Source organism: Duncaniella sp. (genome assembly GCF_029056165.1).
Classification (GTDB): Bacteria; Bacteroidota; Bacteroidia; order Bacteroidales; family Muribaculaceae; genus Duncaniella.
Map to the genome: position 1 here is coordinate 1 of NZ_JAIDBW010000010.1, position 18,190 is coordinate 18,190.

At 49.6% G+C, this 18,190-nt stretch carries 11 protein-coding genes, 1 tRNA gene and 1 pseudogene; 5 read left to right on the plus strand and 8 right to left on the minus strand.

Translation table 11 applies throughout. The features are described from left to right. On the plus strand, positions 1-767 hold a 767-nt coding region (locus K2G41_RS01570), incomplete at its 5' end, for an MIT C-terminal domain-containing protein (RefSeq protein WP_300113470.1). 131 nt (positions 768-898) lie between these two features. Here the strand turns inward: K2G41_RS01570 and K2G41_RS01575 are convergent. The 7 genes from K2G41_RS01575 to K2G41_RS01605 all read right to left on the minus strand — a co-directional run bounded on the left by K2G41_RS01575 (position 899) and on the right by K2G41_RS01605 (position 11,574). Then, positions 899-979, minus strand: a tRNA-Leu gene (locus K2G41_RS01575). A gap of 374 nt (positions 980-1,353) precedes the next feature. Beyond that, entirely contained in the window at positions 1,354-2,748 is a 1,395-nt protein-coding gene (locus K2G41_RS01580) for a glycoside hydrolase family 28 protein (RefSeq protein ID WP_300113659.1), read from the minus strand. Positions 2,749-2,904: 156 nt separating this feature from the next. Continuing rightward, positions 2,905-4,359, minus strand: coding sequence for a BACON domain-containing protein (locus K2G41_RS01585; protein WP_300113473.1), 1,455 nt, complete (start codon positions 4,357-4,359; stop codon positions 2,905-2,907). A gap of 41 nt (positions 4,360-4,400) precedes the next feature. Beyond that, entirely contained in the window at positions 4,401-5,672 is a 1,272-nt protein-coding gene (locus K2G41_RS01590) for a DUF4302 domain-containing protein (RefSeq protein WP_300113476.1), read from the minus strand. A 24-nt stretch (positions 5,673-5,696) separates the two neighbouring features. Next, positions 5,697-6,599, minus strand: a complete 903-nt coding sequence (locus K2G41_RS01595) for a putative zinc-binding metallopeptidase (RefSeq protein WP_300113479.1) — start codon at positions 6,597-6,599, stop codon at positions 5,697-5,699. 42 nt (positions 6,600-6,641) lie between these two features. Beyond that, positions 6,642-8,225, minus strand: coding sequence for a RagB/SusD family nutrient uptake outer membrane protein (locus K2G41_RS01600; protein WP_300113482.1), 1,584 nt, complete (start codon positions 8,223-8,225; stop codon positions 6,642-6,644). 25 nt (positions 8,226-8,250) lie between these two features. Next, on the minus strand, positions 8,251-11,574 hold the full coding sequence (locus tag K2G41_RS01605; protein ID WP_300113484.1) for a SusC/RagA family TonB-linked outer membrane protein: 3,324 nt from the start codon (positions 11,572-11,574) through the stop codon (positions 8,251-8,253). 390 nt (positions 11,575-11,964) lie between these two features. Between K2G41_RS01605 and K2G41_RS01610 the strand changes: the two genes are divergently transcribed. Beyond that, a complete protein-coding gene (locus K2G41_RS01610) occupies positions 11,965-12,987 on the plus strand; it encodes a branched-chain amino acid aminotransferase (protein WP_300113487.1) in 1,023 nt (340 codons plus the stop codon). Between the two features lie 8 nt (positions 12,988-12,995). Beyond that, positions 12,996-13,535 (plus strand): HD domain-containing protein, encoded by a 540-nt coding sequence (locus K2G41_RS01615; protein ID WP_300113490.1) that lies wholly within the window; start codon positions 12,996-12,998, stop codon positions 13,533-13,535. Between the two features lie 119 nt (positions 13,536-13,654). Here the strand turns inward: K2G41_RS01615 and K2G41_RS01620 are convergent, their stop codons facing one another. Beyond that, positions 13,655-14,140, minus strand: a complete 486-nt coding sequence (locus K2G41_RS01620; protein ID WP_300113493.1) for a DUF5106 domain-containing protein — start codon at positions 14,138-14,140, stop codon at positions 13,655-13,657. 709 nt (positions 14,141-14,849) lie between these two features. Here K2G41_RS01620 and K2G41_RS01625 point away from each other — a divergent pair. Beyond that, positions 14,850-15,176: pseudogene (locus K2G41_RS01625) on the plus strand (helix-turn-helix transcriptional regulator); the annotation flags it as partial. 136 nt (positions 15,177-15,312) lie between these two features. Next, on the plus strand, positions 15,313-18,189 hold the full coding sequence (locus K2G41_RS01630; RefSeq protein ID WP_300113496.1) for a TIM-barrel domain-containing protein: 2,877 nt from the start codon (positions 15,313-15,315) through the stop codon (positions 18,187-18,189). Position 18,190 lies beyond the last annotated feature (1 nt).

Genomic DNA, 18,190 nt, shown 5'->3' on the forward strand with positions numbered 1-18,190 from the left:
AGATGTGTAAAAGAGAGAGACTTTTTTTTTTATCCGAGACTTGCCTCAATGTGTCGCCGATATTCAAGTATGAACTGCTCAAACAGCATGGCGAGATAAAAACCGTTGATACCCTTGAACGTATCAGCAACAACATTGATGAAGTCGTAGAGGAAACCTCTGATGAGGCAGAAGAAACGCATTCTACGGAGGAATCCAACGACAATACGACTTCGGCAAATAACGCTGAGCCTCCTGCTGAAACGCCCAAATCCAAGCGAAAGAGGATTGCAGACACACGTCAAAAGACCCTTTCCTTTAGAATGGGGCAGACTGGTGTAACCTATGAAAAGTTATTTGCCCCTTATCTGGCAAACGCAAAAGAGATAGTTGTCGAGGATCCGTATATCAGGGCTTCATGGCAGGTTAAGAATCTGATGGAGTTCATCACGATGCTCATTGATACCAGAGAGTCGGTTGAGGGTTTGAAGATTAAACTCTATACTTCTGAAGAAGAGGAAAAAATACCCGAACTAATAGATCGTCTTGATGACATCAAGGACGACCTTGTAGAATATGGTATCGAGTTTGACTATACCTTCAGAGACTTCCACGACCGTGCTATAACGACCGATGACGGGTGGCGTATCGTTCCCGGAAGAGGTCTGGATATATACGAAAAATATAGTCCTTACAGTGTGGCATCTTCTCGTCAGGCTCGTCGCAAGTGTAAAGAGTTCTCAGTAGACTACATTAGGGTAGATGATGCTTCGAGGAGAATAATGTAGGGGAGTAATCTCTAATGCCGTCTGTGCGTATTTGCAGGCAAAATATAGGCCTTTTGCACGTAATATGCACGTAAAAATAAAAAGAAGCGAGATAACTATTGAGCTCTCAATGAGTTATCTCGCTTTGTCTGTGCCCAGAACAGGACTCGAACCTGCACGCCTCGCAGCACTCGCACCTGAAACGAGCGCGTCTACCATTCCGCCACCTGGGCTTTTGTGGGTACAAAGGTAGAAATCTTTTTTTGTTTTTACAAGTGTTTACGGCAATTTTTATTGGGCTTAGGGTGAATTTTATTCACCGCAGGTTCAACCGGTAATGGCTCATTAATGACACGGCTCTTTCATTTAACTTTGACTGAGCGTAGCAATGCCTTAGGTATGCGATGGTTACTGTCCAGACTACATTTGAATATTATATAGAAGCTTTTTTGAAAGAAGTGAGAAGTGGTTTCTAACCAACTACTGCTCACGAACATTGAAAAATCAAAGCATTTCTAAATGAGAGAGCCGTGTATTGACGGTTTGTTTAAATATCGGTGGATTTTATAAGTTCCTTGGCCGTTTTATCAATTTCGGGGTTAAGGGGTTATTTTTCAAAGATTTTGTCCTTAGGGGTGACTTGTGTGGGGGTGGTGGCAGCGGGGCCGATGTGACATGTGCCAAACGTCACACCGACGGCATCGCTGAAACTGATACCGGTGACGGCTTCACCGACAGTCACATTATCGAAGCTCACGTCGGTTATAGGCCGTGAGGAAGTGCCTTGGAGGACAAGCGCGGCGGCCGAGGCTTTGTCGCATGTCATGCCATCGACATGTATGTCCGTCACGAGCGAATAATGATCGCTGTCAAGCCCCTCCCCTGCATAGCGGCTCGTGACGTAAAAGAGATCCTCGACATTGCCGAACTTGCAGTTCTTGACAAAAATACCGCTGACGAAACCGCCGCGATCCGGATTGGTCTTGACATAAAGACCGCGCTTGCAATAGCCGGCATAGTCACAGTCCTCGATGATGACATTGCGCACACCTCCCGACATCTCGCTACCGATCACCACCGCGTGAAGCCCCTTGAAATGACAGTTGCGGATCACGATATTCTCACACGGTTTAGCCGTGGTCCAGCCATCGTTGTCGCGTCCGCTCTTGATGGCAATATTGTCGTCACCGTTGTCAAAATGGATATCCTCAATGAGAATGTTGCGCGACGATTCGGGATCGATACCGTCATTGTTGACGAGCTTGGCATCATAGCGGAGACCACGACAGACAGCGTCTTCACACTGGAGAAGATGCACGCACCAGAAGGGTGAATTGATCATCTTGAAGCCTTCGAGCGTGACACGCGTGCAGCCATAGAGCTGAATGAGATGCGGACGAAGCCAGTCGCCCTTACCGAAACGCCTCTCCCCTACCGGGACTCCCTGATGGTTCATGTCGCGGCTGCGCTGCTGTGCAGGTTTCTGATCCTTGCGCCATGTGGCAAAGGTGGTCATGGCATTGCCGTCGATAAGACCCTCACCGGTGATAGCCACGTCGTGGAGACCGTAGCCATAGATCATGGGGGAATAATTGTAGAGATACGTGCCTTCCCACGAAGTGTTGACCACGGGATACAATTCAGGATCGGGATCGAAACGCAGCGTAGCCCCGGCCTCAAGATTGATGCACAGATTGCTCGTGAGCATCAAAGGACCGCGGAGGTAATATATCCCGGCCGGGACGTTGATGCGGCCACCTCCGGCCTTCGCAATCTTCGCCATGGCCTTTTTGAACGCAGGCAGACAGTCCTTCACTCCATCGGGTTTAGCTCCGAACTTCATGATGTCAACCGTCATCTCCGGGATGGTAGCCCCATGAATATTTCCGAGGATACTGTCACGCAGAAGCGTGCGTCGGGTGTCAAGCGACTCTACACCCGTTGCCGACACAGATACTGAAAAGAGGATAGCGACAAGCGCAATGATTAAATTTTTCATGATACAAAGGGGGGATGCGATGAATAAGAATATTGCAAAGGTAACAAAAATCCGCAGAAACAAAAAAAGCGACCTCGCCATAACCGGTCGGTCGGGGCGAGGTCTGAAAATAGATATGTCGTATTACTTTTTCTTTTTCAGGAAAATGTTGAGTGACTCTCAACGGCAGAGAATCATATCCTCATTTTTGCTGAGCACGGGAGCAGCGGGCTTGGCATCACGGAGAGCAGCCTTGTTAAATTTCGGAGCTTTCGCAGGAGCAGCTGCGGGAGCTTCTTCACCGGCTACTTCATGAACACGCACGAGGAAGGGATCTACCATACGCATAAGTGAACCTGCATAAGTGTCAGACGAGAGTGTGGTAGAAGTGAAAGCTGTAAGCACTATTTCGCTTATCGGGTAGGTATATGTACCTGCATCCTCAAATTCAGCAGTAGTATAGCCTACATTGTCGTCAGCATCGAACTCATACAGCGGAAGAGCCTTGACCGCTGCATCAGTTGACCAAGTAACCGATGACCTGCCATCCATCGTAAAGCCCATGGTAGTAAAGACTTCATAGTTACGATACTGACCGCAAGCCACTCCGCCGGTAAACGAAATGGTATGATCTGTTGTACTGTAATCGATCACGAATTCGAGTCCCAAAGTCGGAAGTTCGATCTTCTTAAATAATGGCCATTTTACAACAGCCGGCATATAGTACAGTTTGCCATCGGAAGGATCGACAAAATAGAGATTGTATTCTTCTGAAACAAGATCTTTTGTGAAATCGCACTGGTGAACCCACATCGAACCTGATTTCGGGCCGATGGTGTAAGTGAAACTACCTGTGCGGAGATGGCCGGTCTCGTTCTTCTCTGTATTGATATAGAGCTTCTTCTTCTCCTTGTCCCACTCGTAGGTAAGCATTTCAGGATCAGTAGAGCTATATTCAATATCCTTATCAAACGGATAGTCAAGATTGTAACGGGTCTTTGCATCAGTGGGATACCATTCGGTACGGTCAAAGATCGGATAAGAGATACCGGACTGAGTAACGCTAAGCTCATTCTCAGTATTGCCACAGATCAATTTGAGGCTACCGGTGCGGTCATCAAGGCTGATATTGTCATCAACATTAATGGTAATGACTCCGTCATTGAAATCACCTGAGAGCCATTCATATTCCGAAGCAATCTCCACGGGGACATTGCTCTTCACGAGAATGGTCTGGGTCGCCTTTCCGGCGGTAAATTTAATATTGTCAGCACCTTCGCCGAGCTGGAAGATCACACCTTCCTGAATGATCGAGATCTCAGTGGTTTTCTCACCGCATTTCACGGTGATGATGCCCGAACGGCTTTCGAGCGAATTGTTCTGCGTACAGCTCACCTTGATCTCATCGCCTTCAACAGTGGCCGAGAGCCACTCGTTGGAGGTCGTTACAGTCACAGGTCCGTCGGCCTTGAACTGGATAGTACCTGTCGATGCAGATGCAGGGAAATCGGTGTCGCGGCCAACAATAGAGACAGCCGGATCAGAAGTAATCGCCGGAGCTTCATAGTTGTCACACGATGCAACGCTCAAGCCTGCGAAGATGGTGAAAAATATGGATTTATATATCTTTTTCATTTTCTTGTCGAAGTTTTTTTAATAAACTTTTTTACCGGTGATTATTTCTTAGTGATTGACTTCACGCCGGAAATATCATACGTGTTGTTGATTCGCCACGGCGAGGGTGCGAGATAATAGCTGTCACCGTCATACTGAACCAAAATAAAGTTACAGTTAGCGTCAGCAGAATTAGCCTTATTGTCAGGAGTAGCGAGGTAAGTGGTGGGATTTGCCGTATCCTTAATGAAGAATACACCTGCAGCACCTGTGTAGAAGCCTGAAGAGGTTCCGGCACCGAAGATAATAAGGAACTCATTGCTTGAATATACAGTCTGCGCGCAAAGATTGAGACAGCCGTATGACTTATTGTAGGAAGCCTCAAGGTCGAATCCGGGTGAAATGCCCTTGATCATAACCACGCCTGTCTCCTTGTTGGGAACGAGGGTGACATCGACGCTTCCGCTACCGAATGTGAATGTGAATTCGCCCTCAAATTCGTCGATAAGCGCATAGTTGTCGGGAAGCTTGGCTGTCAGAACTATATTATTGCCGTTTGAATCGCTACCGCTATAGACATTGGTGTCGCTGTCGAAACTAAGAGCAGTGATTGCAGCACCGTTGATTTCAATCGGATTGTTCAGACGGAGTCCTTCGGGAGTGAAGAAGAAGAATTCACTGTAAGTGACATCTGGCTGAGCATCAAGCGTGATCGAAAGACGGTGAATGTCAAGATCAAACGCTGCGGTAGCAGCAGCCGATCCGATCTTACCTGCAGCCTGAGTGAAGAACTGATTTTCGCTTGAGGCATCAACAGCAGCCATGTAAGCCTGCATGTCGGAATCGAGACGGCGGAGATACATGGTGTTGGCTGTGCGCTTGCCACGGAGAGTGATGAGATCCTTGGTTACGTCCATGATCATGAACTCGAAGTCACCGTCAAGAGCCTCATAGTTGCCTGATGATGGAGTGGCGAAGTAGTGCATCAGAGAATTGTAAGAGTCAAACGACAGTGTCGGGCCGTTATCCTCACACAACTTATAAAGGCTTGTCTCGAACGTGGCCGGAGCCAGATCACAAGCGATGGTCACATTCTCGTTTGTAAACTTCAACGCATAGAGGAAACCACCGTAAGAGAGGTCTCTATCAGGGAAATAATCTAACAACCAACCGTTTTCAGAACTTACAAGTACTTCCTTGGTGTCATTGAGATACTCCTGCATACGGACACTTGACGGCTTGTCGAAAACGTCATCCTGATCCTTCAGACATGACTGGAGCGTCATGGCTACAAATGCAATCAGGACAGGAAGATATATTTTATTTAATCGCATGATAATTTTCTTTTAGATGATTGGTTAATTAACAGAAACATCCGAGAGATCAACTTTACCGGCAACTACATCTGCCTGACGACGCTGCAACACGTCGCGGAGCTCATCGATATCGATATTGAAGTTCGATTTCATATAATCGCGCACAATATCGAGTTTCTGATTGAGAGCCGCCTGAGCATCGGTCGAAGCCTTAGCCAGAGTCTCGTTCCAGTATGAAGCGGGATTTGTGATGTAGATTGACAGCATTTCGGCAAAATCCTCACCATAGGAATGCTGGGAATAAGCTGAAATAAATCCGTTATTGAGATAACCGGAATTGTAAGGAGGCTCGCTCCACATGTCGCCTACATAACCGTCGTAGGTAACAGTCTGGAAAGCTACCGGCATCGTCTTGGTCTGGTTGAGGATATGGGTGAACTCGTGGTGGATGGTCTTGAAATAATAGTAGTTCAGAGCATCGGCATCACCCAGACAATCGGGAAGGTAATTAAGACCTGCAAGGAAGATCTTACGACCGCCCTCGGCAGTACCGAGGATGAAAGTACCGTTGTTCTTGTACTCCCACTCGCCCACCGTATAGAACATCTTGGGGAAGTAACGGCAGGTGAAGTCAGTACCGGCAACCTCGTTGTAAGTCTCCACGCAAAGATATTTCACAAGGTGAGCCATCGTTACGGCATCCTCATAGCGGGCGGGGACGAGATAGTAGTCGAAGTCACCTTCAATATCCTCGTAGCGATACTTGAAGTCAATGTTGTAAGGCTTATTGAAATTGTTGGTAAGCCAAAGGTCAAACGGAGTCTTTTCGGTATTGCCCGATGTGATGACCGTCACTCCCGTATCGGGATCGTCAGATGAGCAGGCGGTGAATCCTGCAGCGGTTACAGCCAAGAGGGCCAATCCGAATATTTTATTATATTTCATTGTAATCGATCTTTGAATTTTTAGTTTTAATTATCTGACAGATCAACGGGGGTTGGCTTCGAAGCCGGCATCACGCACCTTCTGAGGCACCTGATAAGTACGACGGAGATCATCCTTGGCAAGCCAGTCGGTCTTGTGATCGGGATTACCGCTCGCGTTGAGCACACGGCGGGGGATCTCGATGCCGTAACGACGGACGTCAAACCAGCGGAGACCATTGTGGAGGGTCTCGATGCGGCGGAATGCAAGCATACACTGGAGCATACACTCCTGAGTTGAACCTTCCTCTTCGATGGCGAATGCAGGATTAAGGTGCTTCTTCATGCCGGACTTGATCTGATCGGCATCGTCGTAGCAATAGGTCTTACCGTTGTAGAATGTGGTTACCGATGAAGGAGTAAGCACTGTGGTGCGGCCTGACAGGTTCTGGCTCCAAGCGGTGAGGTCGGCACAAGCCTCGTCATAGCGGTTGAGCATGATGTAAGCCTCGGCGCGGTTGAGGAGGGTTTCATCAGCAGTCAGCACGGGAATCACCGTGTGGGCATAACCGATACCAGCCACCGGGTCAGTGTATTCAAAGAGGTAGGCACACTTGCGGATAATGGACTTGTCGAAGTTCGATCCGGTATAAGTACCGTAGATACCAGTCGGAGTCGTACCGTAGATGTTCGATGCACGGTAGTCCTCGTTAAGCGCGAGGTGCTGACCATGGCTGTAGCGGCTATAGTTGGAATATGCACCGAAAGCTACACCGATACGCGAATAGGCGGTCTGAAGGAGAAGGTTGCAGTTCTCAGTGGTTGAGATGAACGCATTGGGCTGAACCTGATTTGTCTTGGGGAGACTTCCGAAAGATGTCCAGTTACGGAGCATAGCTCTTGCATCGCTGCCAAGACAGCGGTTGGCATACTCGATGGCCTTTTCCCACTGCTCGGTGTAGATGAAGTAACGAGCGGCGAAAGCGTAGGCAGCCTTCTGATTGAAGTGATACTTGGGCACGTCATAGTACGAATCGCCTACGCGCTCCACGCCTTCAATGAGATCCTTTTCGATCTTGGCATAGAAATCGGCGAGATTTCCGCGCTGATACTGAGGCTGGAGCTGGGTTTCAGGGTGATCCATGTAGGGAAGGCCGAGATCCTGAGCGGCATTCTGAGTCCAAGGCTTGCAGAAGAGGTTGGCGAGGATGAAGTGATTGTAGGCACGGCAAAGGAGAGCCTCACCCTTGAGTTCGGACAACATTGAGGATGCATCCGCACCGCCGAGTTCCTCGATTGCGACGAGTGCCTCATTTGCTGCGGCAATGGCTACATAGCTTGCTTCCCAGTAGTCATTGAGCGATTCGTTGGTGTCCTCGGATTCATCTTTCCAAGCGAAAGTGTCGTCCATCCAGCGGCTTGTATTGGGGTTCTGCGGACCGCCGATGTCATCACAGTTGTCCGATGACATTTCGTTGACCCATGCAAATTCTTTTTCGACGTAAGCGGAAACGAGAATACTCTTGATCTTGGTTTCGCTATCGAGGGTTGCACGGTTGTCGGGCATCGTGTCGAGATAATCGTCACACGAAGTCAGCGCAACAGTGGGCAACGCAAGTGCGAAAGCGTATTTTATATATTTGTTCATTGTTTAGATTCTTTTCATGAATTGATTAGAAACCGAGGTTCACTGTAAGCGTAAACTGCTTGGGAGTAGGAGCTGCGACACCACCGGTGTTGAAGAATTCGGGGTCCTGACCGTTGAGCTTCTTATCGGCATAGATCAGGAAGAGGTTGGTGGCCTGAAGCTTCAGCATTGCGCTTGAAAGACGGAGGGCACTTACGGCCTTCTGGGGAACTTGATAAGCCAGTGAGATTTCCTTCATGCGGATGAAGTCACCCTTTGCTACGCGTGCGGTAGAGTAGTTATATGCATTGTAAGCGTAGGCGAGATAAGTATCGTTCTTGTTCTGACGCTTTGATGCGATAACAGGGATGTTGGTCTTGTTCTCGTCGCCGGGGACTGTCCAACGGTTGGCAAATTCCTTAGTGTGAGCGGTAAGGTCGTTATACTCCTTCTTGAACACAGGATCGAGACGAACCACATTGCCGAAAGAGTAAGTGACATAGACATTAAGGGTGAAATCCTTGTAGCGGAAGATGTTGCCGAACGAACCTACGTCGGTCGGATCAATGCTACCGGAGTACTCAAGGAAGTTGAGCTTCTCAGGATCGGATGTCTGGAAGTAGATACCAGTAGTTGAGATATTGCCGTCCTGATCAAGGAAGGTGGGGAGACCCTCTTCATTAAGACCCATGAAAGGAATAGAGAAGAGTGAGCGGACGGGATAGCCCTGCTGAGCGAAACCGCTACCTGAGATAAGCTCCATCATTCGCTTGGTGGTCTTGAGGTCGGTCACCTTGTTCTTGTTGTGAGAATAGATGAGGTTGGTGGTCCAAGTGAAGTCCTTTGTCACGATGTTGCGGGTAGTGAGCGAAAGCTCGACACCGTGAGAGCGCATGGAAGCGATGTTACCGAACTTGTCGATTTCACCACCGATACCCTGAGTGGTTGCAAGACCGATAAGGTCATAGTTGTTACGTCTGTACCAGTCAAACTCCACGTTGATACGGTTGTCAAGGAAACCGGTTGAGAGACCGAGGTTAAGCTCGTGTTTCTTCTCGTAGGTAAGATCCTGATTGGCAAGCTGGCTCACGTAAAGTTCGCTTTCAGTCACGCCGGCGGTAGGACGCCAAGGGTTCTTTGAGCCGATTACGGCGTATGCGTTGCTGACCGAAGGACGGTCACCGGTGAGTGAGTAAGAAGCCTTGAGAGTAAGGTGGCTCCATGTGGGGTTGAGATCGCTCCAGAACTCTTCCTCATGTGCGTTCCATGAACCCGAAACGTTCCATGTAGGCAGCCAGCGTGATTTGCGGCTCTTACCGAGCGAGTTGGTACCTTCGTAGCGGAGAGTACCGTTGAGGGTGTAGCGGCCTTGGTAAGAATAAGTAGCGTTACCGAAGAAAGCGACACTGCGCTCGCGGGTATTGGTGAGGGTGTAGTACTGGGTATTCTCCTCTTTACCGCGCTTGAAGGCGGTGTAGGCATAGTTGGCGACTTCGCCCATCGCATACTGCATACCCCAGCCGCGGAACCATGTAGAGTGACGGTTGACAGAGTTGGTCTCCATACCGGCGTAGAAGTTGACGATGTGCTTTTCAGCAAATACGTCGTTGTAGCGTGCAGCGGCGCGCATGTCCCACTTGAACATGCTGCGGTCGGCGCGCTCATAGATACCGCCGTTGGGGAGGATCGATACGGGGAGAGCGAATGCATCGTCAGGATCAGTGTAGAGGAAGGGGTTCTTGTCGCGGATGGCCTGAGTAGGCATAGCGCGGTAAGCCTGAGCCTGATTTGAGTCATCGAGGATGAAATGTTCCTGCGAAGTAGAGGTGTTCTGCACACCGCCGAGGAGTGAAAGTTCAACCTTCTTGATGGGCTTGTAGGTGAGGATGCCGGTGAGACGGAAGTCGGAGACACCAAGCTTCATGTAGTTGTTCTCAAGCTCATGGAGGATGTTGAAGGGTGCATAGTTACGTGTATAGAAGGTGTTGGCGTCAAGCGTACGCGACGTATTCATTGAATATGAATAGGGGTTGATGTCGAAGTCACGCTTCACCTCGCCGGTCACCATATCGGTCTCGCTTCCGAGTGTGCCGGGAGCTTTCTGCTTACGGAAAGAAGCGTTGCTGATAAGGTTCAAGGCAACCTTGTCGGAGATATTGAAGTTTGAGTTAAGGTTGGCGGTGTAACGCTGAACGTTGCTCTGCTTGTACCATCCCGGATCATACATAGCCGATGCAGATACATAGTGCTGAGCCTTTTCTGTACCGGATGATAGCGAGATAGAGTGTGTCTGCATCACCGATGTAGAGAACAGTTGGTCGAACCAGTCAGTGTTGCGGTACTCAGCCTCGCGCAGATACTGGGCACGGGCCTCAGGAGTATTTGCAAGACCGAACTGACCGGAAGTTGCATCATATTCGGAGATGAGCTGATACATCTTGCCATAGACACCGCTTGACGATGCATTGGCGATCTCAGCATAGTTGAGATAACCCTTATTCGCAAGTTCCTGATAGATGCCCATCTGATCCTGCGAGTTCATGATGTTGAAAGTGCTGTAGCTGGGCTTCAGGCGCATGGTGAACTCACCGTTGTAGGTAAGTGAATTGCGTCCGGCCTTACCTTTCTTTGTGGTCACGACGATCACACCGGCCATCGCGCGCGCACCATATATAGAAGTGGCTGAACCGTCCTTGAGGATGTCGAAGCTCTCGATGTCGTCGGCATTAAGACCGGCGATAGCTGATGATATAAGGGTCTCGGCGTTACCGGATGAAAGATCATCGGCAGACACGTTGGTCACGTCCTCCATGATCACACCATCGACAACCCAAAGAGGCTTGGAGCTACCATAAATAGAAGTGGCACCACGCACACGGATCTTGGGAGCTGTACCGAAAGTACCTGACACGTTCTGAACCGATACACCGGCAGCACGTCCTTCAAGGCTTCGGCTGATATCGGCCATACCGCCGATGCGGGCATCCTGTGCGTCAATCTTTGTAGCAGCACCGGTGAAGAGACGCTTGTCCATCTTGGTCATACCGGTAACCACAACTTCGCCGAGTTCCTCGGCTGAGCTTGAAAGCTCGATATTCATTTTGCCGTCAGTAATCGCTACTTCGGCGGGCTTCATACCTATATAGGTGACTACAAGGTATTTAGCAGTAGGGGGGGCTGAAATTGTAAACAAACCGTCTATGTCGGTGACAGTCTGGGTCTTCGTTCCCTTGACTGTGACGGTCGCACCCACGATCGGCTCTTGATCATCAGCCGATATTACCACGCCCGACACTTTACGCGTCTGAGCTGCTGAAAGTCCGATACCTGCGAGTATCATGACTATAAGCATGAAGAGGGTTTTTCTCATATACACTGTGAAACAATAAATTGGTTAAAATTTCTATTATTTGCAATATTTACGGATATCCACTAAAATCACTATGTATTCAGTGTTTTTAACGTAGGATTCGCAAAATTAATACTTTTTTTCATAATAATCCTAATAAAATTTGAATTTAACGCTAAAATCGATGAAATTAATGGCATTTTGTTAGTTTTAACGCTCAAATGTTAAAATTCGGGCTTTAAAACGGGGATTTCAAGCCCGTTTTCAGCACTGTCCGTCAATAAGGAGCCGCGTTACTTATTCAACAAGCATGACAAGCATAACAATTTGAAAAATTTCCGTCGGTTTTACTTAGTATATTGCGCTTTTTATAGTAATTTTGCAGAAAACAACTAAACTGCACACAACAAAATGAACAACGAATTGGACTGGGGGAACCTTTCATTCGGTTACATCCCAACAGATTACAACGTACGCTGCTACTTCCGCGACGGGAAGTGGGGTGAGATAGAAGTGTCGCAAAGCGAGGAGATCAATCTCCACATCGCCGCCACCTGCCTGCACTACGGTCAGGAGATCTTCGAAGGGCTGAAGGCTTTCCGTGGAAAGGACGGCAAGATCCGTGTGTTCCGTCTCGAAGAAAACGCGCGCCGCATCCGCGAATCGGCCAAGGGTATCCTCATGGAACCGCTGCCCGAAGAAAAATTCAAGGAGATGGTGATGAAAGTGGTCAAACTCAACGAACGCTTCGTGCCCCCCTACGGCTCAGGCGCATCGCTCTATATCCGTCCGCTCGAACTCGGTATTTCGGCTCAGGTCGGTGTGAAACCTGCCAACGAGTATCTGTTCATGATCCTCGTGACACCCGTCGGCCCGTATTTCAAGACCGGATTCAAGCCCACCAACATCTGCATCATGCGTCAGTATGACCGCGTAGCCCCCAACGGTACCGGCCTGTGGAAAGTCGGAGGCAACTATGCCGCATCGCTCACCGCCGGCGAACATGCCCACGAACTCGGCTACTCGGCAGTGCTCTATCTTGATCCGAAAGAGAAAAAGTATCTCGACGAATGCGGTCCGGCCAACTTCATGGCTATCAAGGACGGCGTGTATATCACTCCAGCTTCCAACTCTATCCTCCCCTCGATCACCAACAAGAGCCTCATGCAGCTCGCCGAGGATATGGGTGTGAAGGTGGAACGCCGACACATCACTGTTGACGAACTGAAGGATATCGACGAAGCAGCAGCCGTCGGAACAGCAGCTGTCGCATCGCCCGTCGGTGAGATCCATGATCTTGACACAGGCGAGAAGTATATCGTATCTAAAAACGGAGAACCCGGCCCTATCACTACCGAACTCTACCACACTCTCCGCGGCATCCAGCTCGGCGAGATCGAGGACAAGCACGGATGGTGTACAATCGTAGAATAACCCCACGGATGAACTATCAGGACATCATTGACAAATATTATCCCGCAGGCTCACCCCTGCGGGATATTTATATGCGCCACTGCCGGTCAGTAGCCGACTTGGCTCTTGAGATAGCTGCGGACAAGCATCTCGATCTCGACCCTAAGGAGATCGAGGAAGCGGCGATGCTTCACGACATAGGTGTATTTCTTACGGATGCTCCCGGCATAGAGTGTCATGGAGATGAACCTTACATACTCCACGGAGTCCTCGGCGCGGATCTGCTCCGCAAGGAAGGGATGCCGGAGAGGGATGCGTCGGTGGCCGAACGTCACACCGGAGCTGGAATAACACCTGAGGACATACGCGATCAGCACCTCCCGCTCCCGACCGACCGTGACTATCTGCCTGCTACGCAGCTCGAACGCCTCGTGTGCTACGCGGACAAATTCTATTCAAAGAGCGGTGACATGAAGCGGAAACCGATGGAAAAGGTTGAGAGATCGATGGCACGTATCTCGGAAGCGACTCTCGCCAGATTCATTGAACTGCGAAAGGAATTTGAATAGCGACGAAGATACGTCGGTGATCCTGTGTCAAAATCAGCATGGAGTTGTTTATCCATTCAGACACAGCTACATTTTGGATCTGTCTATCTTGACACATCTACCCATCCTACATCTTACTCTCAATCTTCCAGCCCGGCGGCCTTACGGAAGTCGGCATAGTACTCCTGATTCTTCATCGGTGAATCAGGATCACCGAGGTATCTCTCCCCAAGCGTGATGATGAGAGCCCGCGTTTCAGGAGTGACCGATGCCCTTTTGATCAGTTCTTGGAATGCTGTCACGCGATCAGCCGACATCACCGCGGGCATTATCGACAGATACTCCACGAAATTCTGCTCCATGAAAGGCATTTGCAGGGACTTCGAAGTATCTGCGAAATCAAGGTTGTCCCAAAAATGTATGGCGATGAATCCGGCCATATCCTCCGGAGCGGAGATGGTCGCGGGGATCGACGGCAGTTCAAGCGACAGGCTGTCTGGCCGCGCGGCAACCGCCGCAACGGAAGCAGATTCAGAAGTTTCCTGCTGTCGGGCGGACACCTTGCCGCAGGCTGTCATTAATATCACGACTCCTGAAAGGCCAATGATCTGTAGAGTGTGCATCATAGTCATATATAAAAAATTTAAACGTGAGGTGATGCACACATCCGGCAAAATGAGTGTGTGTCATCAAAAATCAAACGGCAAGGAGTGTAATATTGTTTTTCATATTTGCATATTAGCCACACATTAGTTTACTTTGTGACTGCAAACCTAAACCTTAAATGTCCATTCAATGAGATTACTTCTTCTCATCATATCCATCCTGCTCCCCGTCGTGGTCATGGCCGCGGACCGGTCCATGAGTTCCGGAAGCGGGTATATCTTTATATGTATCGGTGTAATCATAGTTATCGTCAGTCTGTCCCTCATCCTCATCCGTCATTTCGAACGTCGCCGTTTCGCCCGAAAACTTGATTCGGAACTACGCCCTACGGTCACTCAGATCATCACGTCACTTGAAGATTCACTCAAATCTCCGGATGGAGACGAACGCCGCCAATTAATAACCCTCGCGCTCAAAAATGCCTCCGACCTGCTTTCACGTATAAATATGGATGTCGATCGCATCCCCGCCGGAGACTGCGGCCGGATTAATGATGGTAATGATCAAGATACGCAGGTGATAGAAAATCCTGAGAATGGAAGCGATGACGGCGCGCAGGAAGAGATCCCAACGGCTGAACTATCCACCCCTGCGGCAGACATCGAAACTCCGGTAAACACCGAAACCGATTCCATAAAGATCCCGCCGCTTGACGAGAGCACTTATAATAAGGCTGTGGATTATGTGGTAAGCAACATTAAGCGTCCGGATCTATCTGTCGAGGAACTCAGCGGACATCTCGGCATGAGTCGTGTGCATCTCTACAAGAAACTGAAAGCCACTACCGGAAAGACACCGATAGAATTTATCCGTCAGATCCGGCTGAAACGCGGAGCTGAAATGCTACTCGAAAGCAAAATGACTGTATCGGAGGTAGCCTTTCAGCTCGGCTACAATAATCCTAAATATTTCAGTAAATATTTCAGGGAGGAGTTCGGTGTATTACCGTCGGTCTATCAGAGCAATGGAGGCAAGACTTCTGCCGTGAAGGCATAAAATCGCGTCGTCAGATCCTACCTTAAATCTCATTTTCCTGATACCCGTCACCCTGCGTTACGGAAATATTCCATACCTTTGCATTCGATAGTAATCCCAACCCTTAAAAAAAATACCATTCAGCACCACCACGTCAATGAAACCCCGTCTTTTTGCTGCCATATCTGCCGTAGGTCTGCTCTTGCTGGCCTGTACGCCTGAAAGAGTCGAAAAAACTGATCTCGGCGTTACCGTCAACCTCTCCCCTACCACTGAAAACTCCGTCAGGAAAGTACGTCTGCAAGTGCTTGGCGACCGTATCATCCGCGTATCCGCCACTCCGGACAGAAAATTCGCCGAAGACAATAGCCTGATAACCGTCCCGCAGAAATCACCTACAGAGTATGCAGTAACGGAGACAGATTCCACAGTCTCGGTCATAACCTCATCCGTCACAGCGACAGTCAGCCTTGAAAGCGGTGACGTGAAGTTTTATGACAGCTATGGCAAGCTGATAGCAGCAGAGGCTGACGGCGGACGCTCTTTCTCTCCGATAGAGGTTGAAGGAACGAAAGGCTACACTGTCCGGCAGGTATTCAAATCGCTCAACGAGGAAGAGGGTCTCTATGGTCTCGGCCAACATCAAAGTGACGAATTCAACTACAAGGGACGCAACGAAGAGCTTTTCCAGTACAACACAAAAGTTTCAGTTCCCTTCATTATATCGACAGATAATTACGGTATTCTCTGGGACAGCTACTCACTCTGCCGATTCGGCAATCCCGAACCATACAAACAGCTCGGAGAAGTCTTCAGGCTCTATGATAAGGATGGTAAGGAGGGAGCGTTGACCGGCACATACGTCCCCGCAAAGCCGGAGGAGGAGACACTCATCCAGCGCGAGGATTCCATCTATTTCGAACATCTCATCCGCAAGGAGCTGAAGCATGTGGTCAATCTCCCGCAGGATTTCCGATACAATGGCTCACACATTACCTACGAGGGTGGGATCGAGCCGTCGGAAAGCGGCGAATTCAAATTCAACCTCTATTATTCGGGATACATGTCAGTCTATATAGACGGAAAGGAAGTAGTGCCCGAACGCTGGCGCACAGCGTGGAATCCCAATTCCTACAAATTTTCCGTCGAGCTTGAAAAGGACCGTCGCGTACCCATAAAAATAGACTGGCGTCCCAACGGATCTGTGGCCTACTGCGGACTGCGTGTCTATTCTCCTGTCGGGCAAGACAGTCAGCTCGACATGAGCTGGTGGGGCGAGATGCAGGATCAGATCGACTACTATTTCATCTACGGTGAGGATATGGACGAAGTGATCAGCGGTTACCGCACGCTCACCGGCAAAGCTCCGATCATGGCCAAGTGGGTGCTCGGTTACTGGCAGAGCCGCGAGAAATACAACACACAGAAGGAAGTGCTCTCGACGCTCGCGGAGTTCAGGAAACGCAACATACCCATCGACAACATTGTCATCGACTGGCTTCACTGGAAGCAGGACGCATGGGGAAGTCACGAGTTTGACCGCGACCGTTTCCCCGATCCGAAAGGAATGGTCGATACCATACATGACATGCACGGACGTGTGATGATCTCCGTATGGCCGAAATTCTATGTGACCACCGATCACTACAAGGAATTTGATAAAAACGGATGGATGTATCAGCTTCCCGTCAAGGACAGCATACGTGATTGGGTAGGACCGGGCTATCTCGGCTCGTTCTACGATGCCTACGATCCCGATGCCCGCAAGCTGTTCTGGAAACAGATCGAGGATCATTACGTGCCGCTCGGAATGGACGCATGGTGGATGGATGCATCCGAGCCCAACATCCGTGACTGCACCGATCTCCAATACCGTAAGGATCTCATCACTCCGACAGCCCTCGGTCCATCGACAAAATATTTCAACGCCTACGGTCTGATGAACGCCGAGGCCATCTATGACGGGCAACGCGCCATCAATGACAATCGTGTCTTTCTCCTCACACGTTCAGGTTTCGCCGGACAGCAGCGTTACTCAACGGCGACATGGAGCGGTGACATCGCCACCCGCTGGGAGGACATGAAGGCGCAGATCTCCGCAGGTCTCAACTTTGCATCGTCGGGCATACCTTGGTGGAGCATGGATATCGGCGGCTTCTGTGTCGAGGACCGCTATGTCGCCGCACAGAAGGAGTATAACAAGACCGGAAATGAAAATGCCGACCTGAAGGAGTGGCGCGAGCTGAACACACGCTGGTATCAGTTCGGGGCATTCGCACCCTTGTTCCGCGCACACGGACAGTGGCCCTACCGCGAGATTTTCAATATCGCACCTGAAAATCATCCGGCCTATAAATCGGTCATCTACTATACAAATCTCCGCTATGATCTCATGCCCTATCTCTACTCACTGGCTGCCTTGACTCACTTCAACGATTACACGATCATGCGACCGATGGTGATGGATTTCACATCCGACAAAACCACGCTCAACATCGGCGACCAGTACATGTTCGGTCCTGCCCTGCTCGTAGCCCCGGTCTATACTTACGGAGCTAAGTCGCGCGAAGTATATTTCCCAGAGGGCACTGACTGGTATGACTTCTATACCGGGAAGGAGATCAATGGGGGGCAGACAGTCAATGTCGCCGCTCCCTACGAGCGGATTCCGCTCTTTGTCCGTGCTGGATCGATCATTCCCTTCGGTCCGGCACTCCAATGGAGCGATGAAAAACCTGCGGACGTCATCAATCTTTATGTCTATGCCGGACAAAACGGAGAGTTCATGCTCTATGAAGATGAGAATGTCAACTATAATTACGAGGATGGTCGCTATGCCGTGATCCCGCTCAAATGGAATGATGAAAGGCAGACACTTACGATAGGCGAACGCGCAGGACAATTCCCCGGTATGCTGCGCAACCGCCGTTTCAACATCATAAAAGTTTCGAAGGATCATCCCGTCGGCTATGGTCGTGACAATAAAGGCATCGAGGTTGCCTACAACGGTTCTGCGAAAACCATAAAACTCTGAC